This is a genomic window from Mesorhizobium sp. M6A.T.Ce.TU.002.03.1.1, assembly GCF_003997275.1.
Lineage (GTDB): Bacteria > Pseudomonadota > Alphaproteobacteria > Rhizobiales > Rhizobiaceae > Mesorhizobium > Mesorhizobium mediterraneum.
The window spans coordinates 20,484-45,037 of record NZ_RZTI01000009.1; the positions used below are offsets into that span (position 1 = coordinate 20,484).

A 24,554-nucleotide genomic window follows, 5' to 3' on the forward strand; every position below is an offset into this window, starting at 1 on the left:
GGATCCAATCGCATTTGCAATCCTGCAGCCGGGCGGCTCGAGGCCAGCCCGGCTGCCATAGCCTCGGGAGGCTTTACAGGCCCATCGCCGCGAGATCGTCGACAGTATCCTTGTTGATGGGGACCAGCTGATCGACGATGATGTTACGGTTTTCGAAGTCGGGCTTAACTGTCCCTAGCCCTTCGATCGTATCACCATCCTTGATCTCGTTGCCCTTCATGAGATGGTCGGCCAGCGTGACGAAAACCTCGCCCGCCTGCTTCGGATTCCACATGAAGCCGCCGGAGATCGCGTCGCTTTTGATGAGCTTCTGGCCCTGGCCTGGCGAGAAGGGGCCGAGCACGAATATTTCGCCCACCTTCCGGCGCTCTTCGATTGCGCGGCCAGCGCCTATCGGTCCTTGGCTGCCGAAGGCGAGAAAGCCCTTCAAGCCGGGATTGGCGGAGATCAAGTCAAGTGCAGTGCTGCGGCTCTTGTCCACATCCTCGGCGACGCCATAACGTTCGCCGACAAGTTTCATGTCGGGATTGTTCTTCTTCAGATACTCGATTGCCGCATCGGCCCAGGCATTGTGCAGCGGCACCGTCAGCGAGCCGACGAACACTGCATACTCACCCTTGCCGCCCATCTTCTCCGCCAGGAGCTTGGCATGAGCTTCGCCGAAGCCGGTGGCAGACGCGAGTTCGAAGTCCCAGTCGGCGCCCTTCTGGCCAGGCGATTCATGCGTGATGACGATGATGCCGGCGTCCTTGGCCTTCTGCAGCACTGGTTCAAGCACTTTTGCATCATTCGGCACGACGCCGATGACTTTGACGCCCTGAGCGATCAGATCCTCGATTGCGCGAACTTGCAGTGCCGGATCAGCGCTGGTCGGGCCGACCATGAATGCGTCGATCCCGAGCTTCTGGCCGCGTTCCTTGATACCCGCCTCCATTGCGTTGAACCACGGAATGCCGCCGATCTTGACGACGACGCCGACCTTGCCGGCCTGCTGTGCCATCGCAGCGAATGAACCGCCAAGCATAAGGGTCGCGGCAAGCGCCGCGATCATGAGCTTTTTCATCTGTACTCCTCCCATAACGTTCCTAGTGGAAACACACTCGAGCCGTCGAACGACGGCGGCCGTTAGAAACCTCCCCGAAAAGACGGGACACTCCCCCATCGATCATGCAGCGGTTTTCGCTTGCACAATCGATGGTGCAGAAACTATTGTGCATCGAGAAGCTCTCGTCAAGCGGGATGTTGCTCTAAAAAGACGCGCCGGAGGCGCCAGATGGATCAGCGGGTCAAGAAGAAGGCGACGATCTATGATCTGTCCGTGCTATCGGGTAGTTCGCCGTCGACCGTGAGTGCCGTGCTGAACGGCACTTGGCGCAAGCGCCGTATCAAGGAAAGTACGGCGGAAACAATTCTCGGCCTCGCCGAACGCCACCAGTACACCACCAATCTGCAGGCGCGGGGTTTGCGACGCTCGCGATCGGGCCTGGTCGGCCTTATGCTGCCCGTCCACGACAATCGCTACTTCTCCTCCATGGCGCAGACGTTTGAGGGGCATGTGCGTAGCCGCGGTCAATGCCCGGTGGTGGTCAGCGCCAGTCGCGACCCGGAAGAGGAACGGCGGACCGCGGAGACGCTGATCTCTTATTCAATCGACCAACTCTTCATCGTCGGCGCCACCGATCCGGACGGCGTGCATGAGGTCTGCGAACCGGCGGGGCTGAAGCATATCAACATCGACCTGCCGGGAGCGAAGGCGCACTCGGTGATCAGCGACAATTATGAGGGCGCGCGGATGCTGACGGAAGCAATCATCCGCCACTTCGGCAATGACGCTCCCCTACGGCCGGACGAGCTGTTTCTGTTTGGCGGCCGCAACGACCACGCCAGCCGCGAACGCATCGCCGCATTCCATGCGACCAAGAAGGCACTGCTGGGCGCCGACCCTGAAGACGGTGTGCAGTCCTCCGGGTATTCGCCTGATATAACTTTGCGCGCCTTCGAGACGTTTTACCAACGCCATGGCAAGCTGCCGCGCGCGCTATTCATCAATTCGTCGATTAATATGGAAGGTCTGCTGCGTTTCATGGCGGGCCGGCCAGCGGAAATGTTTAGCGAGCTCGTCGTCGGTTGCTACGACTATGACCCATTCGGCTCATTCCTGCCCTTCCCTGTGATCATGGTGCGGCAAAATGTTGAGGCGATGATCACGAAGGCATTCGAGCTGATCGATGAACCGCCGATGGTACCGCAGACCTTCCTGATTGCGCCAGAGTTGATCCAGCCCAGATCTGCGCTGAAAGGGCCGCTGGACACTCTGAAGGATATAGCCTGAGTGTGAATCGACGCTACAGGGTGACCCCGCCCGCCCTGAGACTTCAACCCTTATCCTGCCGCTCGGTATTGAGACCCCCATGCGGAACCACACTCCTGGCGGCTTCGCTTCACATGATCCCATATTGGAGCCATGGTCAGCATATCCCGTGCAGATGTCGCCGTCTCCACTGACAGCCCAATACGGCACGTTGGCGCCTGCAAAAGGCCAACAGCACCGAGCGTTAGAAGCGATACCGGATTCCAAGAGTGTTCGCATTAGAACCCTCTTTCATATTTCCAAATGTACCGTCGGCGCCGGATCTATGGTGGAGTTGGTAGACAAGTTCGACATTGGGTGCTTGCCTAGCTCTGAAAGAAAGCTCCGCACCAACGAAGCCGAGGAATGATGCATCGCCATCGTCGCGGATTTCGCGATTGCGCTCGATCTCGGTGGGGCCCGTAACGGCACTAAATCCAGCCGTCACTGCGGGCGCAATCGCCAAATCACCAATGACAAGGCCCTGATGGCGAAGTCGCGCTCCGGCCCAAAGTTCGCCAGACGTATCATCGTCCTCGCCAAATCTTATGGCCGCGCCGGTGACGCCACCAAGAACGAAACCAGCGCCTATATCGACGAGATCGCGACCATATGCGGCCCCGATTATGTAGTTGTCTGTATAGTTGGCATCAAAAAGGTCGATTGTATCCCCGAAGGACCCGCGCGCAAAGACGCCACCAAAGACATAAACATCATTCTTCGTCGGCAGACCGTCTGTGAAAGGGTCTTGGGTCGCAAAATAGATAAAGGGGGAGTTGTCATCGGCGCGTCCAGAACTGACTGAAGTGCTCAAGATCACCGCAGCCAAGGCCGCTTGCAGTCCGCGCATAGACAAGCTCCGAATCGATCCCTCAGTCGACCATCCATGCTTCGTGAATTTCACGGGAAAGAACAAGGTGCGAATTGGTTTGTCGCCAGAATGCTGAATGCGGGTACGTTCTGGTAGCTCAAACGCTTGTTTAGGCTTTGCCAGCCGGTGCGTAACGACAATGGCCGCAGTCAGACGGCCGTTCCGGCAGAACGGGCTTTCTTGAGAAGAGCGGAGCGAACTCGAAATGCCGTCCATCTTCTGTTCTTATCGCGACGGCCAAGGAACCCGCCGCCGACCAGTTCGTTTCGCGATATCTGACGCAGACTAACCGGAGGCAAACATGCTCGACATGCCGCATGCTCGCAATCGCAGCGTCGACGCGCATATAACCCGGCGGGACTTCGCTCGGGCCGGAACATGCCAAGACCGGAGCACCCGTACTTATCCGTTAGAGCTTTAGATCGCGGCTATGCTGCGCGACGTTGACTATGTCTTGCGAAAGCTCGACTGGATGCGCGCCGAAGGCATCTGGCCCAACGGTCTGCGCTACCTTTGGACCGATGCTTTCGGGGTCGTACTCTATGTCTCGCTTTACAAGGAGCTCGGCGAGGAACGTTGGCTGGGTGAGGCCGAGCGACTGGTGGCGGAGGTCGAGCGTGTGCTCGGTCGTCTGCGCGGAGTGAGGATCGGCGAAGCGGCAGATCGCGACGGACAGTATTTCCATTACCTGGCGATGTGGCTGTTTGCCTTGGCGCGTCTCGGTGATCTGAAGCCGCGATACCGCACGCGCGGCATCGCGCTGGCGCGGGACATTCATCCGGCCTTCGTGATCCCCGGCCGCGGCGTTATCTGGAAGATGCAGGAGGATTTGAGCAGACCTTATCCCGGCTACGGCCTCGGCAGCATGGACGCCTATGATGGCTACGTCTCCTACCGGATGCTCGACGAAGACGCACTTGCGCCCGAGATCGCGCAGATGCGTGACCTGATGGAGCGCGACTGGCGCACCCTCGACATCGAACAGGATCTCGGCCTCGGCATGATGCTGTGGCTCGCGCACTTCTTTCCTACCGAGCCATGGGCTGAGGCGCAGACGAAACGTTCGCTGGCAACGTTGGAAACGATGTGGGTCGACCCGCCGGGTTGTTTCAGCCGCGCGCCGTGGCTGCGCGATACGAAGTTCGCCTTCACCAATTACGGCGTGTCGCTGGGCCTTCAAGCCGCCGGCGTCTGGCCGGAGCGTGTCGAGAGGCTGAACGCTTTCTTCGAGAACTGGCGCTCCGGCGACGAATACGATCGCGAGGCGATCACCTGGGTGATGGCTTGCACCTCGCATCTTCCCGGTGCGTTTGTAGCTTCCGGACGGCCAAGGACCGATTGAAGACGGTAAATCCCGGGAACGTTCTCGCGCCGGCGCGGGTTGTCGATGACAAGTGCATCGAAAACGCAAAGGATGCAGGTGAAATGGCCATTCTTTCGGGAAAACCGGGAAGCTGTTGGGTGGCTGCCGCCACCGCTACAAACTATCCCCCGCTCGATGGCTCGATCCATGCGGAGGTGGTTATCGTGGGCGCTGGGATTGTCGGGCTGACGACGGCGCTTCGCCTTTGCGAGGCCGGTCGGTCGGTAATCGTCGTCGAAGGCTTGCGGACAGGCGGCCAGGTGACCGGCCGCTCGACGGCCAAGATCACGACGCAGCACGCGCTGATCTATCGCCATCTCATCGACACATTCGGCCGGGACATGGCGCAAGCCTATGCCGATGCGAATTCCGCCGGCGCCGTCCAGATCCGGGAATGGGTTCGCAACTATGCCATCGCCTGCGATCTCGAGACCAAGGACGCCTATACCTACACCTGCGACACAAGCCGGGGCGCGGAGATCGCAGCCGAGGCAGAGGCCGCGCGCCAGGTTGGGCTGGACGCCGATGTTCTCGAGCGCGCGCCGCTGCCTTTCGAAACGGCCGCCGCTTTGCGTTTTTCCGACCAGGCGCAGTTCAATCCGGCGGCGTATCTGGTTGGCCTGGCTCAGGCGGTGACGGCCCGTGGCGGACGGATTTTCGAAAACAGCCGCGCGATCTCGATTGGCGAGGCAAGCCGCTGGCGCGTCGTCACCGACGGCGGCACCGTTCACGCCGAATATGTGGTCGTCGCCACCAACATGACAGTGAAGAGCCCCATCGGCATGGCGAACCGGACCCAGCCGCGCTGCCACACTGCCATGGCGTTTCGGGTCGATGACCCTCTTGCTGTCGACGGCATGTTCATCGGCATCGACGATCCGACGCACTCCATCCGCACGGGCCGCGATGCCGAAGGCCCGCTGCTGGTCACGCTCGGCCCCAAGTTCGATACAGGCCAGGACGGCGACGTGGCGAAACGGTTTGTCGAGCTGGAGCAATGGGCAAGAATTAGTCTTCCTGTTGGAGACATTGCGTGGCGCTGGTGCAACGAGGACTATGACACGGCCGACAGAGTTCCGTATGCCGGCGAGCCCGATCCGGACAAAGCCTCCGGTTTTCATATCGCCACGGGATTCAACGCCTGGGGCATCACCAACGGAACGGCCGCAGGCACGATGATTGCGGATTTGATCTGCGCTCGGCCGAGCCCATGGCAAAAGCTCTACGATCCGGCGCGGTCTTATCCTGAGGACTTTCACAAGAATGGCCGCAGCCAATCCATTGTCTCAAGCGTCGACGACATAGCGCCGGGCATGGGCGGTGTGATCGTCAGGAGTGACGAAAAGATCGCGGCGTGGAGAGACGCTGAAGGGGTGCTCCATCCCGTTTCCGCGGCATGCACCCACAAGGGCTGCACCGTGACCTGGAACAACGCTGACAACACCTGGGACTGTCCTTGCCATGGCTCGATCTTCGCTGCCGACGGTTCGGTCATCCACGGCCCGGCTCGAAAACCGCTATCCCCGGCCGCGCTGTGGAAAGGCGACGACTGACACGGCCCGGCGTCACGGCCGGGATCGTCGAGATTCCCGAGTCATCTCACGCCGCTTGCTGCGCTTCCGCGACGCGCCTGATTTCTGCTGGCAAGGATTCCCAAACCTTGATCATCTGCCCCTCTCCCACGTGGTGAGCGAGAACCTTGGATACGACCTTGAATGCATCCTTGGAATCGACCGGTCGGGTGAACTCCAGCTCCGCCTTGATTTTGGCTAGAAACTCATCGAGCGATCGCAACTTCTCGGGCGTCTTGGAGGGCTGATATTGGTCATAATAGGCACCGCGCACGAGGATCGGCAGCTGCGAACCGAGATGGGCAGCAAGATCCGGCTGCATGCGATCCCGCAGGGCGTGGAGCACCGCCCCAAGAACGTGCCATGCGATCTGCCGATCCGGTCCGATCTCGGCCATGATCTCGTCAAGCCAGATGTTTGTGGTCTGCAGCGTCTTGTCGAATACGTCGAGTCCAGTGGCGCTCATCGAAGCCTCCTTTTTCTGCCAACTGTTCGAACAACTCATTGGACGAAACGACCTTGGTCGGCTGTTGTTCCCGTTGCCAAGCGTAAAGACCCTCGCCCGCAAAGCGTGTGATCCGTCCGGCCAAGCTTACGCTCCATGCGTTCCTATCAAGATTTGCCCGTCAAGATTTGGCCATAGCCACGGCAACGAAAAGCGTTTGCCCTTGCCTGTTGATGCGGAACAAGATGGGCTTGTTCTGTTGACGGGATTTCGTCCACTCCGCTTCGATGTCGGACGGCTGGCTTACGTTCTGATTGTTGGCCGAAACGATCACGTCGCCCGCGCGCAGGCCGTTTTGGTCGGCGAGGCTGTTCGGCGCCACTTCTTGCACGAACAGCCCGGTGGTGCCCGGCGGGAGTCCGAGCTGCTGGCGCGCCTCATCGGGGATGGGACTGAGCGACAACCCGAGACGTTGGTCCGCCGCTTCCGGTCCGGGAATGGCGCCGGTCGGTTGCTCTTCATCGTCACGCTGACCGATGGTCAGAGCTATTTCCTGCTGGCTGCCCCCGCGGTTTCTTGTGAGCGTCGTCCTTGTCCCCGGCTTTTGGCTCGCAGCCGCGAGCGTCAGGTCGTGAACGCTCTGGATGTCCTTGCCGTTAAAGCGCGTTATCACGTCTCCCGCCTGTATGCCTGCCTTCTCCGCCGGACTGCCGGGCTCGACCGAGGCGACGAGCGCTCCCTTGCTGCCCGGTATTCCAAGCGCCTCGGCAATCGAGGGCGTGATCTCCTGGAGACGCACTCCGATGAAACCGCGCTCGATCCGACCGGTGCGGATCAACTGGTCGACGATCCTCTGCGCGGTCCGGGATGGCACGGCGAAACCAATGCCTATGCTACCGCCCGAAGGCGAGACGATGGCTGTATTGACTCCGATCACTTCGCCGCGTGCATTGAACAGGGGACCGCCGGAATTGCCCTGATTGACGGAGGCATCCGTCTGGAGAAAGTCGTCATAGGGTCCAGCCTGAATGTCGCGCGAACGGGCTGAAAGCACGCCGACGGTAACGGTCCCACCAAGCCCGAACGGACTGCCGATCGCGATCGTCCAGGCGCCGGGCTGTACTGCATCGGAGTCACCCCAGGCGGTCGTTGTCATATTGGGCCGCGGATCGACCTTCAGCACCGCGATGTCGGTCGCCGGATCCCGGCCGACGAGCCGCGCAGGCGAAATCTGCTTGTCGGAGAATACGACATGGATTTCGTTTGCATCGGCAACGACATGGTTGTTCGTGACGATGTACCCCTCAGGACTGATCACAAAGCCGGAACCAAGGGCCCCTCGCACCTGTGGTTGCGCCGGCTCGAGGCCGGGACTACGGAAAGGACTAAAAAAATCGTCCAGCGTCGTCTGGCCCTGGATAATCTGTTTGGTCGTTATGGCGACCACGGCCGGAATTTTCTCCAGCACGATCGCCGTGAAGTCGTTCGGGATTTCCTGAGCTGCGAGCGGAGCAAGGCCGCCGGCCGGGAATATCAGAATTGCGGCAATCAGGCCGGCGCAGAGTCTTTTGTTCAACACCGGAAACATGGTCTGAGACTCCTTCAGCGTTCAGTGATCAAGCATATGGCCGCTCCAGCAGGCGCAAGCCGCTCACCAGCGGATTACGACGACCTTGTCGTTCCCATTGGTGAGTTCGACAGCTTCGGTGCCGTCCGGCTTGCGGCTTTCGATCCGGGCGCTTTCTACTGTTTCTATGCCAGCAATGTTGGCCGCAAAGGCCTCGTCAATCTCGGCAGTACAGACCAGGGTATCCGGTGGCAGATCCTTCACTTGGTCCATCAATTCGCGAAGCTTCATGGCGAATCTCCTTGGCACAGGCCCGGATTCTTTCGGCCGCACATTCCAACCATGTCCCTCCAGAAAAGTTCCAAGACGAGATTGCGGCGATGTTGCAGGATGATCTCCGCGCAAGCTCTCTCGTAGAACTCGAGAGAACGGTCTTTGAATGCCACGACCGACCTCGGAACTTCATTGGAACTTCCAGCCCGCAATCCGGTTAGGTGGGCAAGGATTTGAAGCGGATTGAGTGGAAGGTGATGTCCTCAGTGATTGGTGAAAATCCGCGCTCGACTGCCAGGATCGCAGGCTATCCCATTCACCCGATGCTCGTCCTTTTTCCGGACCTGCGCTGGACCCCGAAACGAGGAGGAAACCCATGGCGACCATGAAAGCAGTTCGTATTCATACTTTTGGCGGGCCAGAGGTCCTTTCGCTGGACGAGGTTCCCTTGCCTCAGCCCCGTGACGACGAGGTCACGCTCAAGGTCTGCGCAGCAAGCGTCAATCCTGTTGACTACAAGACCCGAGAAGGATCGGCGGGCGGGGATCTGCCCGTTACGCTCGGCCGCGACGTGTCCGGCGTGGTGGAGCTGTGCGGCACGCGGGCTCATACGTTGAAGAAGGGCGATCCGATGTTTGCCATGCTTGGCCCCAACCGCGGCGGGAATGCCGAATACGTCGTCGTCAAGGCGACGGAGGCGGCAGCAAAACCGGAACGGTTAAGCCACGTGGAAGCAGCCGCCGTGCCGCTTGCCGGCATTACAGCGTGGCAGGGCCTTTTCGACCATGGCGACCTCAAATCCGGGCAGCGGGTTCTCACCCATGGCGGCGCCGGCGGTGTCGGCCATCTGGCGATCCAGTTTGCCAAGGCTGCGGGCGCGTTTGTCGCGACGACCGTTGCTGCCGAGGATTTCGATTTCGTCCGCAAGCTTGGCGCCGACCAGGCCGTCGACTACAAGAACCAGCGCTTCGAGGACGAGGTCGAGGACATCGATATGGTTTTCGATCTGGTCGCGGGCGACACACAGGATCGCTCCTGGAACGTGCTGAAGCCCGGTGGGATACTTGTTTCCACCGTTTCTGAGCCCTCGGCCGAACAGGCACGCCTGCATCAGGCGCGTGGCGTTTCCTATCTGGCTGAGCCAAACGCGGCGCAGCTTGCGAGGATCAGCCGCCTCATCGACGCCGGCAAGGTAACTCCGTTCGTGCAGGCAACTTATCCTTTGGAGGAGATCGCCAAGGCCGAGGAACGGCTGGAGAGGGAACATACGCGCGGCAAGATCGTGCTTGAGGTGGCCGCCTGAGCCCGGAATGCTCAAGTTCAAAGTGAACCAGTTCTGCTGGCAAGCCATTCGGGAGGTGATCGGTGCGTGGCCGACAGGCAGCCCGCCTGCAGGACTTGGCGCTGATTCATCCGTAAGTGCCGATTAATTCCGCCTCACCCAGCATGTTTTCACGGGCAGCCTGCCACACGACCAGGGCGTCGGGTTCCGGGCCGATGGGAAGGTTGGCAATGCCAAGGGCGGCGAGCCTGAAGCGGTAGGTGTGTGGTTTATAACCCGGATGCAGGTCGGGTCCATCATAGTGAAGATTGCCGAAATCATTGAAGCCATGAGGCAGGTCCTCGGTTCGCGCTTTGGAACTGCGCCCTTCGGCCAAATGACGCCGGTCGCCGCCGATGTCGTAGACGACCCAATGCCGGGACGCCTGTGACGGTGCATCCGTATCTTCCATGACGAGCACGTAGCTCCGAGTGCCCGGCGGCGGATCGCTCCATTCCAGAAACGGGGAGAGATTGTCGCCGCGCCGGGCGTGACGATCTGGAATAGGCTGGCCGTTCTGAAAGGCGGGACTGGTCAAAGTGAACGCCATCATTCTCCTCCTTGCTCGGCTAAACTCGTCGAAATAGACGCTTCGGGCGCGCCCGTCGCGGCCTTCTCTCCATCAGACGACCCCAACAACCACAACCGGCTATGGATCGTATCGGCGCGGGCCGTGCTCACTTGAAATTGGCGCCCCGATTGCTCCTCAATGTGCTCGCCGAAAAAAGAACCGCGCCCGGGCGAGCATGAGGTCTTCACCCGGCTGCTTTGAAGCAGTGCGTTGGCTCCACCATCCATGGCGTTGCCGGCGATGCCGCCGGCAGTTGGCGGCCAATCGCTAACGAGAACGAGCAAGACTTTTCGTCACCGTCCTGCGCGGGCCTCAATGCACAAACTTCGTCCTCAGCCAAGCCAGAAGTCTGTTCCCGACAATTGTCCGGCGGACTCTGGCGGCAGCCCATCGCGCTTGCATCGTGGCACCAACGTGGCAGTGACAGACGATGTTGTGCAACTGCCAGTCACTTAGCTCGAAGAAGCGCTTTGCCTCACCGTAGGTGTCATCTTTCAGACCCATGGCGCGCAGCACCGGATCCTCATAGGCAACGGTGATCGGCGATCCCGCGCCACGCGCTACAGCACGGGCTTCAGGACTGAGATATTCGGTGCCTGAAAGCGCTCCGAGGCAGCGCCGTGGATTTTGTTCGAGAAGATCTGCCCAACGCTCGATCCGCTGCGTCCGAGTCATGACAGGGTATGTCGCCGAGGGCTCAACTTTTGCAATTGTCTGCAGTTGGTCGAGTGTTTGGTGTCTCATGGTCGGCTCCTTTTGATAGGTGCACCCACGCCCTAACAAAAAATTATTGCGCTGCGACGCGCCGACAAGGCCGGGAATTGGCAATCTGAGGAGTTCACCCCCTCACGGCTCATATCCGGAACCTTCTCAGGGGCCTGCTTGTTTTGGCTGGTGAAAGGAGACCGTCATGAGCACAAAACCACCACCCGTTCCGGCAGAGAACCAGAGCCCTAAGGGTCCGGGCGATAAGAAGTCGGTTCCTGTCGACCAAACGCAGCACAGCCATTCCGCCCCAAATCCCGACAAACAGGGCCAGCAGGGCAACACGAGGGTCAATACGACCCACCAAGGCTACCAGCAGGACCGTTAGGTGATTTTCATGTCCACGTCGAAGAAGACCCGCGCCAGCATCCGCCACGGCGGTCCTGGCGCATCGCACGAGAATGCCAAGGAGCCGCTGGTGATAGAAAAGCCGCCAGCCGATTCCGATCTGCGCAGTCGCAGCAAGATCTCAGGCGGCGGAGGTGAACGCGACAGCCACCATACTCATGATCCTGAAAAGAAGGGCGGCGGCACCCGACCGGCGCGAGAAGGAAGGTGAATGGTCGCTGAAGCCTGCGGCGTCGCGCCTCGCATTCTTTGCTGAAAATGCGGGGCGCGAATAGGCCGTCTGATTGTGAGCACCGCCTGACGGCGCGGTGGTCTAGGCAGCGCTTTGGTCCGGGGGGACGACCCGTTCTTCGGCCAAGCGCCACATGGTGCGCAGCTTTTCCGGTAAAGTGGCTTGGACCTTGGCGACCTGACCACGCGAGACATGCCGCGATAACGTGGCAAAGACAGAACGCACCGCATCATCGGCATCCATGAGCCGTGAATCGGACAAACGATCGGTGACTTCGATGACAAACTCGTCCCAGTCCCAATCGCTCGGCTGCCTTGCCGGCTCGAACTGATCATAATAGGCGCCACGCACCAAAACTGGCAGTTCTGCGCCGAGATGCGCCGCTAGCCCCAAAGGCAGCCGGTCACGCAGCATCTGCAGGACTGTCGACAACACCTTCCAGCAGAGCTGCCTGTCTGGGCCGAGCTCTTCCATCAAGTCATTGAGCCAGACGTTGGTTGTCTGAAGCGTCTTGTCGAAGACGTCGAGGCCTGTCGCGCTCACTATACCGTCCTCCCGGTCACGTCCGCCGCGCACAGTTATTCGTGAACGGATTACATCCGCATGAGTTCCCTCAGGTCTTCAAATTCCGCGACTACTGTCTCGTTGCAAGATGCGGACACTGTCTCGGCAGTGGCTGTGGGCTTTTTTGGCTTACCGTCGCAACTTCGGCCCACGTTATGCATTCTTACTTTAGATCGCCCGTCCCTCCAGGCGGTCCGGGGCTGAAAAAGCCTGTTGCCCGCTGGCTCCCGGCCGGCGGGCTTTCTCGTGGGCCTACCGGCTTTGCCGCTAGACAAGCCATAGCAAATGCTACTTCCGGTGGAACAGGAAGCCCTTCTGGGAGTTCATGCTTCATCAACAGGCGCATGGACGTGCCCCTGTGAGTGGCGCGCCGGCGCAAGAATGGGAGAACCACCATGAGCCTCGGAACCATACTCATCATCATTTTGATCCTTGCCTTGCTGGGCGGGTTCAGCGGTCTGGGTGGTGGACCGTTTTATGGCACTGGCTACTATGGCGGAGGCGGCCTCGGTCTCGTGCTGTTGATCGTGATTATCCTGGTCCTTCTCGGACGCATTTAGGGCCCGCACGATTTAGCCGATAACTTCACTGGTGATCCTGTGTCGGCCTGGCACCTCGTCCAGGAATGTCGCCGCAGCCGGCGGGGCAAAGGGGGGATTGTCACGACGGGGAACCGAAATTGCTCAAGCGCATTATAGCCTTCTGCAGAAATCCACTGGAATGGCGCCGTACGTGAACTTCGTTCAACAAGCCGATGTCGGCCTCGGAGTTCCGGGCGTTCCCTCTGCCGATCTGCTGCAGGCACTGCCCGTTGCCGTCTATACCGTCGACGAGCAGGGACGCATCACCTTCTTCAACGAAGCCGCAGCTGAGCTCTGGGGCCATCGTCCGGTTATCGGCCGGGACCTATGGTGCGGCTCGTGGAAACTTCGTCATCTAGACGGTCGGGATATGGCACATGGCGAGTGTCCGATGGCCGTGGCGCTGCGCGAAGGACGGGACGTCTCATGGGACCAAGCGATTGCGGAGCGGCCGGACGGTGAATTCGTCCCGTTCAAGGCTCACCCACGCCTGCTTCGCGACGAAGCGGGCAACGTTGTCGGTGCCATCAACACGCTGCTCGACCTGCGCACGCAGACGCTGGGCGATGAAGCCCGCATGCGTCTTGCCGCCATCGTCGAATCGTCAATGGACGCCATCGTCTCGAAGGACATGAACGGCATCATCACCAGTTGGAACGATGCTGCAGAACGCTTGTTCGGCTACAAATCTGCCGAGGCGATCGGCCGGCCGGTGACGATCCTCATTCCACCCGACCGTCTCGACGAGGAAGTCTCAATCATCAGCCGGATCCGCGTCGGCGAACGCGTCCCCTCCTATGAGACGATGCGCCTGCGCAAGGACGGCACGCTGGTTTCGGTCTCGCTCACCGTCTCGCCGATCCGCGACGCCATCGGGCGGGTCGTCGGCGCCTCCAAGATCGCGCGCGACATCAGCTCCCACAAGGAGAACGAACGGCGCATCCGTCTGCTCATGCGCGAGGTCAACCATCGGGTGAAGAACCAGTTCTCGGTCATCATCTCGATGATCCGCGAGACCAGCAAGCTGACGAGCACACCTGAGGCTTTTCTCGGGCAGGTTCGGGAGCGCATCACGGCACTTTCTGAATCCCATGATCTCCTGGTCAATGCCGAGTGGCGCGGCGCGACGGTCGGCGAGCTCATCCAGGCACAGCTCAAGGCCTTCGCAGCGCAGCCTCGCGTGTCGACGGCCGGGCCACTGGTGATGCTGCAGCCGAACGCAGTGCAGTATCTCGGCATCGCCTTTCACGAACTCGCCACCAATTCGGCAAAACATGGAGCGCTGTCCTGCAGCGACGGACGTGTCGAAATCGATTGGAATCTGATCCCTGCCGGCGACGGTGCCGAAACCTTTCGACTAGTCTGGCGTGAGTTGGGCGGGCCGATCCTGGACGCTGTCAGGGGTCGCGGTTTCGGATCCGTCGTCCTTGAGCGGGTGGCGCCGCAGGCTTTCAGCGGCAGCGGCCGGCTGGAGTTCCATGAGCAAGGCGTCACCTGGACACTCGAGGCACCGCTGCACTTCGTCCAGGCGTCAGTGGCGGATAACGCGGCCGTTTGAAAGCGCCCGTGAAGCTAAACCCTTCCCCTCCGACTCGACTGTGCTGACGCTCGGCCGGACCTATTGCATTCGATCCGGCTCGCGATGATGGAGCGAAACAGTTCTGCCCTCCAGAACATCGAGGTTGCCCCTCTCGGGCAAAGCATCGCGATTAACTGAAAGCCGATGGACGTTATCTAATTCAAAGACGCTCAGGCTGTCGAATTCCATGGCTGCCCCGTAGAACTGGGCCGCTTGCAGCACCAGGCATTCGATGTCTTCAAGCGCGACGTTTTCTGCGAGGTTTCGCAGCCGCGCGGCCTCAGCCACCGCGGTGACATTGACGATCCCCTTGCACCGGGCGGCTGCCCAAACTTGGCGGTTAACATCGTGACACAAACGAGCCGAATAACCGTCTCTCATGGAGAACCCTCCTTTCAGGAGCGGTTTGTCCCTTGAGATTAGCATCTGCCACATCGGCTCCAATAACAAGCGAAATCCATAAAATAATTCGTGAATTCAATAAGTTAGCATAGAACGCAGGCTGCACAATCGACTTCTCACAGTAACTGCAAGCCTTTCACGCCGACGGCCCATAAACCGATCTTGACGTTCGGCGAGGCTTTTCCTAATTCTTAGGTAAATACTAACTTTGAGCGGCTGGAGGCAAAAGTGGCCGAACTCGAACGACCCGAACGACTGCAGATCATGCTAACTGCTGACGAATTGGCTGCGTTGGAAAACTGGCGCTTCGAAAGGCGCATGCCAAGCCGGTCGGCGGCCGTGAGAGAGTTGCTGCGGCGCGGTCTCCATGCAGACGGGTTTCTGACGGCAGCACAGGGTGCCAAGTCACAGGATTTTGGAATTCTGCCCAATTCCGGGATTGTCGATGGGCCGTCCGGCGACTAACTGCCCTCAAACACCGCACATCTGCGCCTGCCGCTCAAGTCCAGCAACTATCCCGGTGTTTCCCAAAGATCGGCGACGGCAAGCTACACGGCAGTTTCGGTAACGCGAAGCTGGAATCCTTCGGCAGTGTGCCGGAGCCCTCCCGCGCTCTGGAACCTCAGGCAATCGTCGCGCGTTCGGTGACACGGCTACGGTGCAACACGCTCGTTTTGAACCACGTCGTGCATCGCAGCAAGGTCGGTTTGCATCATCACATATCCAGCAAGGATCGAAGCAGTGAGCGTGCTTTACCGCGCGGCAAAAATCGCCGAACAGGCTCATGCCGGGCAGACAGACAAGACCGGCCGGCCCTATATCGAACATTGTCGCCGGGTCGTTGACGCCGTCGAAACGCTCGACCAGAAGGCCGTTGCCTATCTTCACGACGTCCTTGAGAAAAGCGACAGTTGGGACCGCGATCGGCTCGAGGCGGCCGGTTTCGGAACCTCCATCGTATCGGCTGTCGATGCCATGACACGCAGGCCGGACGAGGACGAGCTTGCTTTCGTGCGCAGAGCCGCAGCCAACCCTTTGGCACTGCGGGTGAAGCGCGCGGATCTCGTCGACAATTTATGGCAGGCACGGCAGATTGGCGCCTCGACATCGAAGTATGAAGACGGCCTGGGGATCCTCGATCAAGAATTCTCCGAATGACGGAAAGATTGGCGCCTGCGGTGTGACTGACCGATTGGAAATTCAAGCGCCGCTCTACTCGGGGATGTGAGGCGTATGCCGCTTATCCTCGGCAGGGTCGGCATCGATCCGCGCCTTATCGGGATCGAAGGCGCCATGGCGGGCGATGGCCAATGCCGGGGTGTCGGGCGTCTCATAAGCCCACATGAAGTCATCAGCCGATCCGCCGACCGCTTGAACCCGCCAGTAGCTCGCCGTGCCCTTCAACGGACTGCGCGTTGTGGTGTTCGTCTTCTCCAGAAGGTCGAAATAGATGTCCTCGAAAGGGATATAGAAGACAGGATCATGTCCTTCTTCGTGAAGCACTTTTGCCCGCTCGGTTGAGGCAATAATCGCGTCGGAGAACCTGACCGTCACCGTCCCATTGAACGGGGTAATAGTAAGCGCGCTGGGGTGGCGGGCGGAATTTGCGGCTAAGGGCTGCATTCGACTTCTCCGTTGGCTGCGTTGGCTGCGCTGTCTCCCTGAAACGTCGTATTGTCCATCAGGGTTCCAGTTTGGCCAGTCATTGGCGTTTGTCGCTGCGGCGGCAGCTACGGCGATGGGCGCGCATTGGAGCGCACGACCGTGGGTGGTTCGACTTCGCGTCAAAGACATACCGCAAGATCCCGGCGATGTGGGCTTTCCCAGCCCTTCCGGCTGCAGGTGAGAGACCTGCTGCGGGCCGTTCAGATTCGAGGGAACGTTACTGCCGAAGAGTTCGTTTCCTAGGTCGACACCAAAACCGGCGGCAGGGCTTCGCAAGTAGAAGGGAGATTGCCATGAAAGTCGGCAACTGCATGACGAGGAATGTCCAGGTCGCGAACCCCGAACAGTCCATTCGCGAAGTAGCGCAGACTATGGAAAGGCTCGACGCCGGCGTGATGCCTGTGGGCGACCACGACCGGCTGGTCGGGATGATCACCGATCGTGATATCGCGATCCGCGGCGTAGCGTTGGGCAAGGGACCTGACGCCAAGGTGCGTGATGTCATGAGCCCGGAGGTCAAATATTGCTTCGATGACGAAGACGTCGAGCATGTGCTTGAGAATATGGGCGACCTGCAGGTGCGTCGGCTTCCGGTTCTGAACCGCGACAAGAGGCTCGTCGGGATCATCTCTCTTGGCGATCTCGCGACGAATGGCGAAGCGGCAGAAGCGGGAGAGGCTTTAAGCGGCATCTCGAAGCCGGGCGGCGAGCACTCGCAAACCACTCACTGACCGACGCCGCGACACGTCGGCGCCTGATATTCTCGAACGATTGCAAGCGCCCTGCCAAAGCCTATGGTGAAGGTGGGGCCTCTCGGAGTGGATAGATTTGGGTTGGTCGCTGAACCTCGGGACGATCGCAGGCACCACCGTGCGCGTTCACTTTACCTTCCTGCTTCTGCTCGTCTGGATTTGGTTGACGCACTATCGGATCGGCGGCACGCCGGCGGCCTGGGAAGGTGTTGCGTTCATCATTGCCGTCTTTGCCTGCGTGGTCCTGCATGAGTTTGGCCACATCGCTGCCGCACGATATTTCGGCATCAGCACGCCGGACATCACGCTTTTCCCGATCGGCGGCGTGGCCAGGCTGGAACGCATGCCCGACGAGCCGGGGCAGGAGTTCGTGATCGCGGTCGCGGGGCCGCTGGTCAATGTCGCGATCGCCGCGCTGATCTTCGCCTTGCTCGGCGGGTCGGCGGGTGTCGAACAGATGGCCGGGATCGAGGACCCGCGCACGAATTTTCTCGCCAGGCTTGCAGGGGTCAATGTCTTCTTGGTCCTTTTCAACATGATCCCGGCCTTCCCGATGGATGGCGGCCGTATCCTGCGCGCCGCCCTCGCCGCCCGCCTCTCCTGGTCGCGCGCGACCCAGATCGCCGCCACGATCGGGCAAGGATTGGCCTTCGTCTTCGGTTTCCTTGGGCTGTTCTACAACCCTCTGCTGATCTTCATCGGCATCTTCGTCTATCTCGCCGCGGCAGCGGAAGCCCAGAACGCACAGATCCGGGAGGTAGCCACAAGCGTCCTTGTCGGGGACGTGATGATCACCGAGTTCGCCCGGCTGGAACGGTCGGCGACGCTCGACGAGGCAGTCGAGATGCTGCTTGCTACCACGCAGCATGACTTCCCTGTCATCGACTCCGCCGGCCATCTTGAGGGATTGGTGACACGCAACGACATGATCCGAACATTGAAGGAAAAAGGACCCGCTGCACCGGTTGCGAGCGCAATGCGCAGCGATATCCCGAAAATACATTACCGCAAAAGCCTCGAGGAAAGCCTGCGTCTCATGCAGCAGGCAGATGTGCCTGCCGTTGCCGTCGTGGATAATTCCGATCGACTGGTCGGGCTGATGACACACGAGACCATAGGCGAGATGCTTATGGTCCGCTCAGCCGTTTCAGATGCCTTCCGATTTGGCCGTTTGCGTGGGGGCAAGCCGCGACTTACGCGAATCTGAGTACGAGGGAATTCTTTCTACCGCCGGATCGAGCGAGTGCGCTCCAAATCGGCCGGAACAACGTTGTTCCGGCCGGCCCACCTTTTGCGTCTTAAGAGTCCGCGACGTGAGGCAGAAGCTCGAGCGTACCGCGGTAGATCATGTCGCCAGCTACGTAGAGGATGACGACAAGGCCGACATAGGCAATCCAGCGATGCTTCTGAAGCAGATTGGCAATGAAATTTGCTGCAATGCCCATCAGCGCGACGGAGAGGACAAGGCCGAAGATCAGTACGTTCGGATGTTCGCGCGCAGCACCCGCTACCGCCAGAACATTGTCGAGCGACATAGAGACGTCGGCAATGATGATCTGCCAGGTTGCCTGCGCCAGCGTCTTGCGAGAAGCTTTGCCAGCTACGATGCCGTCGTAGTCGACATCACTTTCCGAAAGCGCTTCGATCGCCTGTGTTTCCTGCGCATGGTTTTGCCGGAGTTCGCGCCACATCTTCCAGCAGACCCACAACAGCAATATCCCGCCGGCAAACAGCAAGCCGACGATCTGCAGGAGCTGGGTTGTGGCGGCCGCAAAGCCGATGCGCAGAACGGCCGCTGCGACGATACCAATGACGATGGCGTTTCTGCGCTGCTCTTTGGGTAGCCCGGCCGCGGCAAGGCCGATAACGATGGCATTGTCGCCGGCCAGCACCAGGTCGATCATGATGACCTGCAAGAGAGCGGTCATTGCTTCAGGACTGAAAAATTCTGTCATACGGCACCCTTGCGTTCAGCTAGGGGTGACGAGGCTTGCGAGCATAACCGTAGAGCAACGCGGACACCGCGTATGATGAGAGAAATGCCGCTACAGCTGAAGAAACTCAAAGCCAGGCCACCCGGATTGGAATTCCAGTCCGACATCACAGTCCTGATGGACTGCCAGAGGGGCCCGGCCTGGTAGCACCTAGCTATTGCCGGAAGCGTGAAAACTCAAGGCTTAATTGTGATCCGGCCTATGCGGCATCGAGCTCGGCCAATTTCGTTACGCCAAGTCGGTCGTGCACGCGGCCATTGAACGGGCCGGCAGCCGCAAGTAGACTGACACCATGGGCTTCGGTCAGTCTCTGTAATACCCAGTCTGCGACCGTCGATGCGATGAGGGAAATCCGTCTTGGCTGTTCATCGACGACCGATCGGCCAATATCTGTTCCCAATCGGCTCCTTGGGCCTGGCCGCATTAATTCATTTCGGCGGCGCGTCGATCGAGCATTCGCTGCTTTCGATCAAGATCCTGGCGTTGATCGTGGTCGCTATCTTCATCTTCGCGACCGTGTTTGTGGTTTTGCATCATGCCGAAGCCGTCGCACGGCGGCTCGGTGAACCTTACGGCACGCTGCTGTTGACGTTTTCGGTCACTGCCATCGAAGCATCGGTCATCGTTTCGATGATGCTGCACGGCGCGAACAATCCGACGCTGGCACGCGAGTCCGTGTTTTCGACGGTCATGATCGTGTGCACTGGTGTGGTCGGGGTCTGCCTCACCCTGGGTGGGCTGAAGCATCGATATCAGGACATCAAACGACAGGGCACCAACGCTTCCCTTGCCGTTATTATGGCGCTGACGGTTCTTACACTGATCCTTCCAAACTACACTCTTGCAACAGTCCCCGGTGCGTTCTCCGCATCGCAACTCGCATTCGTGAGCGTCCTTTCAGTTCTCCTCTATGGTGCGTTCGTCTTTGCACAGATGGTGCGCCAACGGGGCGATTTTATCGAGGATCTGACGTCCAGAGCCGAACATGAGGAGCATGTATCTGAGGGTGGGAAAGTGACTACCAACGTGCTCCTTTTATTTGTCGGGCTGGCAGGGATCGTTCTTCTGACCGAGCAGGTGGCCGGCAGCATCGAGGATGGGCTCGCGTTTCTTCAAATTACCCAGGCGGACGCAATCGTGGGCTTCTTCGTCGCTGCGCTTGTGCTTATGCCGGAGGCGGCATCGGCCGTTCGGGCTGCGCTTAACAACGAACTTCAGCGAGGGCTGAATGTCGCCCTCGGCTCCGCTTGCGCCACGATCGGCCTAACAATCCCGGCAATCGGGGCAGCGAGCCTGCTCACGGGACGAAGCCTGATGCTTGGTCTGGGTCCGGGGGATACTGTGCTTCTCCTGCTCGCGCTCGCCATCAGCATCGTGAGCTTTGGGACGGGCCGAACAACGATGCTGACGGGGCTCGTTCATCTCGTCGTGTTTGTCGCCTATCTGTTCCTTATCTTCGTGCCCTAGGATGCGGGACCGTGTCGTGTCGATTTTGCACGCACATGGCCGCAGCTACTGGATCTTCGAGCGCAAGCGATCCGTCGCGAACTCTATCAACACCACGACGACGAAGATCACGAGAATGATGGTCGAGGCGTTCTTGTATTGGAGAAGATCGAACGGTCTTTCCCGCTCATCTCTTTCCCGACTTCGAGCAGAGATACGATGTGTGTCAGTCGGTGACTGATGTTTTCCGCACGTATGGCGCTACCGGCAACCGGCTAGTGTACGGGACCGGTTCGCTAGAGAAAGGTTTCTGGAATGGGCCTCCAGCCGTCCTTGCCTAATGCGAATTGCGGGATATGCGCAAGGCTGTGGATCAGTGCCTGGTCCGGCCCAAGCGTTTCTTGCCAATCCCGCGCCTCGGTGAGGATCACACCGATGCCGACCACTTCCGCGCCCGCGCTGCGCGCCAACTCGACCGAGCCCTTCAGGCTTGAGCCGGACGCCACGACATCGTCAACCACCACGACGCGTTTGCCTGCTAGGAACGGTATCGCGCGGCGGTCGAGAAGCAGGCGCTGCTCGCCCTTCGAGGTGATGGAGGAGATGTGCTGGACGAGCGCGTCGCCCAGATGGATCTTTGGCGATTTCTGCAAGATCACGTAGTTATCGAGGCTCAAGGCGCGGCTCACTTCGATGGCGACGGGAATGCCAAGCGTGGCCGCGCCCACGATCACGTCGGGTTTGAGCGGTCGCAGTTTCTCGGCCAACTTGCGGCCGACATGCTCGCCGAACCTTACTCCGAGATCGATGACCATCATCAGCGAGATGGCGAAATCCGGCCTGATCGCGACGATCGGCAAGTCGACCTGCAAGCCGGCGACGTCGACCGGCCAGTTTTGCCCGGTTATCGGCGAAAAGGCGGTTTCCTGGGTCATTTTGTTTATCCTTGATGAGCGAGTCGGGGTTCGACCAGCAGGCCCACATTGCGCCACGTTGTGCGCTTTCGGTTCATGTCGAACCCGTAGATGGAAAGCGAAAGCGAGATGGCGTGCGCCAAGCGGATGGCCTGCACTAGAAGCGGCACACCGCGTGCCAGCGCAAAGCGCAACCGAGTGGGTAGCGAGACGTCGTCGATCTCCATGCCGCGTGCGCGCTGCGCGTCGGCGATGCGCTCGAAATCCTCGCGCAGCATCGGGATGATGCCGAAGGTGAGCGACAGGATCAGAGTGACAATGGGCGGGAGACGAGCTGCACTGGCCGCTGCCAGGATAGAGCCTGGAGTGCTTGTCTCCATGACGAAATAGAATGCCGCGGTCGTCGTGATGAGGCGTGCAGCCATCCCGGCGGCGATCGGCAGGGCATCGGCAGGCGAAAGCCCCTGCAGCAGGAGATTGCCGATCCAACTCGCCATGACCAGAAGCACGAGAAGCGCCGCACCCTTGAGATAGCCGCGCAAGCCGGGCACCTGCATCACGCTCAGGAAAACGAGAGAAAGCAGGGCCAGGGGCACGCCAAAGCGCCAGTCCGGCGCAAGCCAAGCCACCAGCATGATCGTGAATGCACCCGTCAATTTCACGAAAAAGTTGAGCTCATAGATCCGTTTCATGCCGCTGCTCCGGTCGATAGAGCCGTCGGTGCGGGCCAACCGAGCTGGGAGAACGCGCTCGACGCCCAGGCTTGCTGCGGCGCGCCGTCGAAGACGATCTGCCCTTCGTCCAGTATCAGCGTGCGCGAGGCGACATCTTGGACGAGGTCGAGATCATGCGAGATGAGCATGATCGCGCGCCCCGACGACAGCATGGACCCGATGAACAGGTCCAGCATGCGTCTGCCGTGCAGGTCGCGCGCAAGCAGCGGCTCGTCCAGGATCGCTATCGATGCCTGCGCCGCATCGGCGCAGGCAAGCCCCAGCAATGCCTGCTGCCTCGTCGAAAGCGCGAAGGGGTTGGCTTCGGCCAACCCTTTAATTTCGTATTTCTCTAGCGCGGCATGCGCCTCCCTCCTTACTAAATCGTCGGCTGCCGCGCCTGCGGTCATGGAGAAAATGACTTCCTCGAGCACAGTCATGTTGAACAGGATGCGGCGCATGTTCTGCGGAAGATACGCGATCGCGCGGGCGCGGCGCGCAACGGTCCAGCCGTCGGCCGGTTCGCCGCCAATACGGATCGATCCTGCGGCGAGCTTCGCCAAGCCGAGGATCGACTGGAACAGCGTCGTCTTGCCTGCGCCGTTGCGCCCTATCAGCGCCACGTGCTCCCCGGCGCGAATCTGGAGCGAGACATCACGCAATACCGGGACGCCGTCGGGGCGCGCAAGCCGGGTGCGGATGCCGGAAACCGAAAGCAGCACGTCGCCGGCAGGAAAGGACGGAGTGCAGGTCGTCCGATGATTGGGCGGCAGGATGCCCGCCTCCAGCCATGGCTCTTGCTGTGTCATTATCGTGCGCGCGGCGACGGCCTCCGAAAGCCTGCCCGACACGAGCAGGCGCACATTTTCAGCGACAGATTTGAATGCACCCGGATCCTGCTCGGCGACAAGCAACGAGGGCACCTCGTCGGCAAGCTTCGCGAGAATTCGAACCAGCCGTGCACGGGCAGCTGGATCGAGCCCTGTCGTGGGCTCGTCGAGCACAAGCAGCACAGGCGTAGCCGCAAGGGCAGCTGCGATTGCCACCATCCGCCGTTCGCCGCCGGAGAGAGTGAGCACTCGCCTCCCCCGCAGCGGATTGAGTTCAAGCTCATCGAGCAGAATCTGCAGCCTGCGGCGGATAAGTTTCTTTTCCACGCCCCGGTTTTCCAGCGGGAACGCGATCAGGTCCTCGACACCGAGGTCCCAAAGCTGGTCCTCGACATTCTGAGTGACGATGCCGATCTTGGTAAAAAGGGCATCCTTCGACAAGGTCGACAGCGGCTGGCCATCGAATGAAACCGAGCCGGAGAAGTGGCGAGGGGCAACGAGGCGGGGGATGATCCCTCCCGCCACGTTGAGCAACGTGGTCTTGGCCCCGCCTGCCGCCCCGCACACGAGCAGGCGCTCGCCACGTGCAATGGTCATCGTGGCTTCGGTGACTGCCATCGGCGCATCGCCGAAGCCCACCGTCACATCGTTCAGTTCAAGCACTTTTCAAATCTTACCTGCGCTCAAAAGCGCGTGAAACCGGCCGGATGCGCGCTCTTGAGTATCTTCAGCGCTGGGACAACAAGAAGCGGCGTGCCTATGATCATCGGCACGATGTCCGACAGGCCCAGATACATCACCGCCCACCAGAAGGGGAAAATGCCGAGATAAGCGAGACTGGCCGAGACCGCGACGACCATCACAAGGCCAACGATGAGGCACACTGCCGCAATTTTGATCAGCGTGTTGCGATCGAATTTCGTCCTCGCTGGGTCGAATATCAGCCCGGGCAAGAGGCCAGTGAGGCCTACCATGATGCCGTCGACGATGAGCGAATGAGCGGGGATGAAGGTACCGGCCAGCAGCGACCAGACTATGGTGCCGAGATAGCCGCAGATGAAACCGCTCTTCCAGCCGAGCAGGATGCCCACCAGCGGGGGCAGAAAGGCGAAGATGCGCCACTGGATGACGCCGGGAACGAGTTGGATCGGGTTCGCATAGGCCCAGAGCACTCCGGTCGCCGCTGCAGCGACGATCGAAAGCACGATCGGGAAGAGGGTATTGCCCTCAGGATGAGTTGCAGTTGCTTCTTGCATGACGAAATTCCCCTGATGTGTCTCCCGTATTTGATAAGCAAGTTATGTGCCGACCTTGGCGGGCACATCGGACTGGGCCGCGGTTGCCGCTTCTCACGGACTGCACACCAACTCCGCCAAACGTTAACTTTGCCTCGCGTAAATGCCCGGGAACAAATTCGGCCCCTGAATGTTCGGCTTT

Annotated in this window: 29 protein-coding genes; 13 read left to right on the plus strand and 16 right to left on the minus strand. The window is 60.1% G+C overall.

Annotated elements, in window-relative coordinates:
* Positions 1-73 precede the first annotated feature (73 nt).
* On the minus strand, positions 74-1,063 hold the full coding sequence (locus EOC93_RS04700) for an autoinducer 2 ABC transporter substrate-binding protein (protein WP_095486357.1): 990 nt from the start codon (positions 1,061-1,063) through the stop codon (positions 74-76).
* Between the two features lie 210 nt (positions 1,064-1,273).
* Between EOC93_RS04700 and EOC93_RS04705 the strand changes: the two genes are divergently transcribed.
* A complete protein-coding gene (locus EOC93_RS04705) occupies positions 1,274-2,332 on the plus strand; it encodes a LacI family DNA-binding transcriptional regulator (protein WP_095486356.1) in 1,059 nt (352 codons plus the stop codon).
* Between the two features lie 223 nt (positions 2,333-2,555).
* Here EOC93_RS04705 and EOC93_RS04710 read toward each other — a convergent pair whose 3' ends face one another.
* Positions 2,556-3,437, minus strand: a complete 882-nt coding sequence (locus EOC93_RS04710) for a hypothetical protein (RefSeq protein WP_127204002.1) — start codon at positions 3,435-3,437, stop codon at positions 2,556-2,558.
* 214 nt (positions 3,438-3,651) lie between these two features.
* Here EOC93_RS04710 and EOC93_RS04715 point away from each other — a divergent pair, with 214 nt between their 5' ends.
* Both EOC93_RS04715 and EOC93_RS04720 read left to right on the plus strand, forming a co-directional pair.
* Complete coding sequence (locus EOC93_RS04715) at positions 3,652-4,563, plus strand: hypothetical protein (protein WP_095486354.1); 912 nt, start codon at positions 3,652-3,654, stop codon at positions 4,561-4,563.
* A gap of 83 nt (positions 4,564-4,646) precedes the next feature.
* The gene (locus EOC93_RS04720) at positions 4,647-6,137 is read left to right on the plus strand and encodes an FAD-dependent oxidoreductase (protein ID WP_126103067.1); all 1,491 of its coding nucleotides are present in this window, start codon (positions 4,647-4,649) and stop codon (positions 6,135-6,137) included.
* Between the two features lie 46 nt (positions 6,138-6,183).
* Here EOC93_RS04720 and EOC93_RS04725 read toward each other — a convergent pair whose 3' ends face one another.
* The 3 genes from EOC93_RS04725 to EOC93_RS04735 all read right to left on the minus strand — a co-directional run bounded on the left by EOC93_RS04725 (position 6,184) and on the right by EOC93_RS04735 (position 8,458).
* On the minus strand, positions 6,184-6,621 hold the full coding sequence (locus tag EOC93_RS04725) for a DUF2267 domain-containing protein (protein WP_095486353.1): 438 nt from the start codon (positions 6,619-6,621) through the stop codon (positions 6,184-6,186).
* Between the two features lie 160 nt (positions 6,622-6,781).
* Positions 6,782-8,188, minus strand: a complete 1,407-nt coding sequence (locus tag EOC93_RS04730; protein ID WP_127204003.1) for a Do family serine endopeptidase — start codon at positions 8,186-8,188, stop codon at positions 6,782-6,784.
* Between the two features lie 63 nt (positions 8,189-8,251).
* On the minus strand, positions 8,252-8,458 hold the full coding sequence (locus EOC93_RS04735) for a sugar phosphorylase (protein ID WP_095486351.1): 207 nt from the start codon (positions 8,456-8,458) through the stop codon (positions 8,252-8,254).
* Positions 8,459-8,816: 358 nt separating this feature from the next.
* Between EOC93_RS04735 and EOC93_RS04740 the strand changes: the two genes are divergently transcribed.
* Complete coding sequence (locus EOC93_RS04740) at positions 8,817-9,743, plus strand: NADP-dependent oxidoreductase (RefSeq protein ID WP_245461362.1); 927 nt, start codon at positions 8,817-8,819, stop codon at positions 9,741-9,743.
* Positions 9,744-9,849: 106 nt separating this feature from the next.
* Here EOC93_RS04740 and EOC93_RS04745 read toward each other — a convergent pair whose 3' ends face one another.
* The 3 genes from EOC93_RS04745 to EOC93_RS04755 are packed head-to-tail and all read right to left on the minus strand — an operon-like array spanning position 9,850 to position 11,076.
* Positions 9,850-10,314 carry a YbhB/YbcL family Raf kinase inhibitor-like protein gene (locus EOC93_RS04745; RefSeq protein WP_245461363.1) on the minus strand — a complete coding sequence of 155 codons (465 nt, stop codon included), beginning with the start codon at positions 10,312-10,314 and terminating at the stop codon, positions 9,850-9,852.
* Complete coding sequence (locus tag EOC93_RS04750) at positions 10,311-10,616, minus strand: hypothetical protein (RefSeq protein WP_127204004.1); 306 nt, start codon at positions 10,614-10,616, stop codon at positions 10,311-10,313. The genes EOC93_RS04745 and EOC93_RS04750 overlap by 4 nt, the downstream gene beginning before the upstream one ends.
* 28 nt (positions 10,617-10,644) lie before the next feature.
* Positions 10,645-11,076, minus strand: coding sequence for a hypothetical protein (locus tag EOC93_RS04755; RefSeq protein ID WP_127204005.1), 432 nt, complete (start codon positions 11,074-11,076; stop codon positions 10,645-10,647).
* A gap of 166 nt (positions 11,077-11,242) precedes the next feature.
* Between EOC93_RS04755 and EOC93_RS34595 the strand changes: the two genes are divergently transcribed.
* Positions 11,243-11,425 carry a hypothetical protein gene (locus EOC93_RS34595; protein ID WP_095486348.1) on the plus strand — a complete coding sequence of 61 codons (183 nt, stop codon included), beginning with the start codon at positions 11,243-11,245 and terminating at the stop codon, positions 11,423-11,425.
* 9 nt (positions 11,426-11,434) lie between these two features.
* The gene (locus EOC93_RS04765) at positions 11,435-11,656 is read left to right on the plus strand and encodes a hypothetical protein (protein WP_095486347.1); all 222 of its coding nucleotides are present in this window, start codon (positions 11,435-11,437) and stop codon (positions 11,654-11,656) included.
* 102 nt (positions 11,657-11,758) lie between these two features.
* Here the strand turns inward: EOC93_RS04765 and EOC93_RS04770 are convergent, their stop codons facing one another.
* Complete coding sequence (locus EOC93_RS04770) at positions 11,759-12,220, minus strand: DUF2267 domain-containing protein (RefSeq protein WP_095486592.1); 462 nt, start codon at positions 12,218-12,220, stop codon at positions 11,759-11,761.
* Positions 12,221-12,636: 416 nt separating this feature from the next.
* Here EOC93_RS04770 and EOC93_RS04775 point away from each other — a divergent pair, with 416 nt between their 5' ends.
* Together EOC93_RS04775 and EOC93_RS04780 are read left to right on the plus strand one after the other, a co-directional pair.
* Entirely contained in the window at positions 12,637-12,801 is a 165-nt protein-coding gene (locus EOC93_RS04775) for a DUF3309 family protein (RefSeq protein WP_095486346.1), read from the plus strand.
* Positions 12,802-12,973: 172 nt separating this feature from the next.
* Positions 12,974-14,380: a PAS domain S-box protein gene (locus EOC93_RS04780; protein ID WP_245329922.1), complete on the plus strand. Its 1,407-nt coding sequence runs from the start codon at positions 12,974-12,976 to the stop codon at positions 14,378-14,380.
* Between the two features lie 60 nt (positions 14,381-14,440).
* Here the strand turns inward: EOC93_RS04780 and EOC93_RS34390 are convergent, their stop codons facing one another.
* On the minus strand, positions 14,441-14,782 hold the full coding sequence (locus EOC93_RS34390; protein WP_206072970.1) for a hypothetical protein: 342 nt from the start codon (positions 14,780-14,782) through the stop codon (positions 14,441-14,443).
* A 249-nt stretch (positions 14,783-15,031) separates the two neighbouring features.
* Between EOC93_RS34390 and EOC93_RS04790 the strand changes: the two genes are divergently transcribed.
* Together EOC93_RS04790 and EOC93_RS04795 are read left to right on the plus strand one after the other, a co-directional pair.
* Entirely contained in the window at positions 15,032-15,268 is a 237-nt protein-coding gene (locus tag EOC93_RS04790) for a hypothetical protein (protein WP_127204006.1), read from the plus strand.
* A 276-nt stretch (positions 15,269-15,544) separates the two neighbouring features.
* Positions 15,545-15,961: an HD domain-containing protein gene (locus EOC93_RS04795; protein WP_126103074.1), complete on the plus strand. Its 417-nt coding sequence runs from the start codon at positions 15,545-15,547 to the stop codon at positions 15,959-15,961.
* A 54-nt stretch (positions 15,962-16,015) separates the two neighbouring features.
* On the opposite strand, the gene EOC93_RS04800 is transcribed toward EOC93_RS04795, so the two are convergent.
* Entirely contained in the window at positions 16,016-16,426 is a 411-nt protein-coding gene (locus tag EOC93_RS04800; protein WP_126103075.1) for a DUF427 domain-containing protein, read from the minus strand.
* A gap of 335 nt (positions 16,427-16,761) precedes the next feature.
* On the opposite strand from EOC93_RS04800, the gene EOC93_RS04805 reads away from it, so the two are divergent.
* Positions 16,762-17,199, plus strand: coding sequence for a CBS domain-containing protein (locus tag EOC93_RS04805; protein WP_126103076.1), 438 nt, complete (start codon positions 16,762-16,764; stop codon positions 17,197-17,199).
* 97 nt (positions 17,200-17,296) lie between these two features.
* On the plus strand, positions 17,297-18,427 hold the full coding sequence (locus EOC93_RS04810; protein ID WP_127204007.1) for a site-2 protease family protein: 1,131 nt from the start codon (positions 17,297-17,299) through the stop codon (positions 18,425-18,427).
* 91 nt (positions 18,428-18,518) lie between these two features.
* Here the strand turns inward: EOC93_RS04810 and EOC93_RS04815 are convergent, their stop codons facing one another.
* Positions 18,519-19,175, minus strand: a complete 657-nt coding sequence (locus EOC93_RS04815; RefSeq protein WP_127204008.1) for a TerC family protein — start codon at positions 19,173-19,175, stop codon at positions 18,519-18,521.
* A 396-nt stretch (positions 19,176-19,571) separates the two neighbouring features.
* On the opposite strand from EOC93_RS04815, the gene EOC93_RS04820 reads away from it, so the two are divergent.
* Entirely contained in the window at positions 19,572-20,681 is a 1,110-nt protein-coding gene (locus tag EOC93_RS04820) for an ionic transporter (RefSeq protein WP_245458079.1), read from the plus strand.
* A 275-nt stretch (positions 20,682-20,956) separates the two neighbouring features.
* Here the strand turns inward: EOC93_RS04820 and EOC93_RS04830 are convergent, their stop codons facing one another.
* From EOC93_RS04830 to EOC93_RS04845, 4 genes are read right to left on the minus strand one after another with little or no spacing between them, the layout of a single operon-like run.
* Entirely contained in the window at positions 20,957-21,595 is a 639-nt protein-coding gene (locus EOC93_RS04830; RefSeq protein WP_126103079.1) for a phosphoribosyltransferase family protein, read from the minus strand.
* 5 nt (positions 21,596-21,600) lie between these two features.
* A complete protein-coding gene (locus EOC93_RS04835; protein ID WP_245458080.1) occupies positions 21,601-22,305 on the minus strand; it encodes an energy-coupling factor transporter transmembrane component T in 705 nt (234 codons plus the stop codon).
* Entirely contained in the window at positions 22,263-23,756 is a 1,494-nt protein-coding gene (locus EOC93_RS04840; protein ID WP_245461364.1) for an ABC transporter ATP-binding protein, read from the minus strand. Before EOC93_RS04840 ends, EOC93_RS04835 begins: the two co-directional genes overlap by 43 nt.
* Before the next feature lie 44 nt (positions 23,757-23,800).
* Positions 23,801-24,373 (minus strand): aminotriazole resistance protein, encoded by a 573-nt coding sequence (locus EOC93_RS04845; protein ID WP_095486336.1) that lies wholly within the window; start codon positions 24,371-24,373, stop codon positions 23,801-23,803.
* Positions 24,374-24,554: the final 181 nt, after the last annotated feature.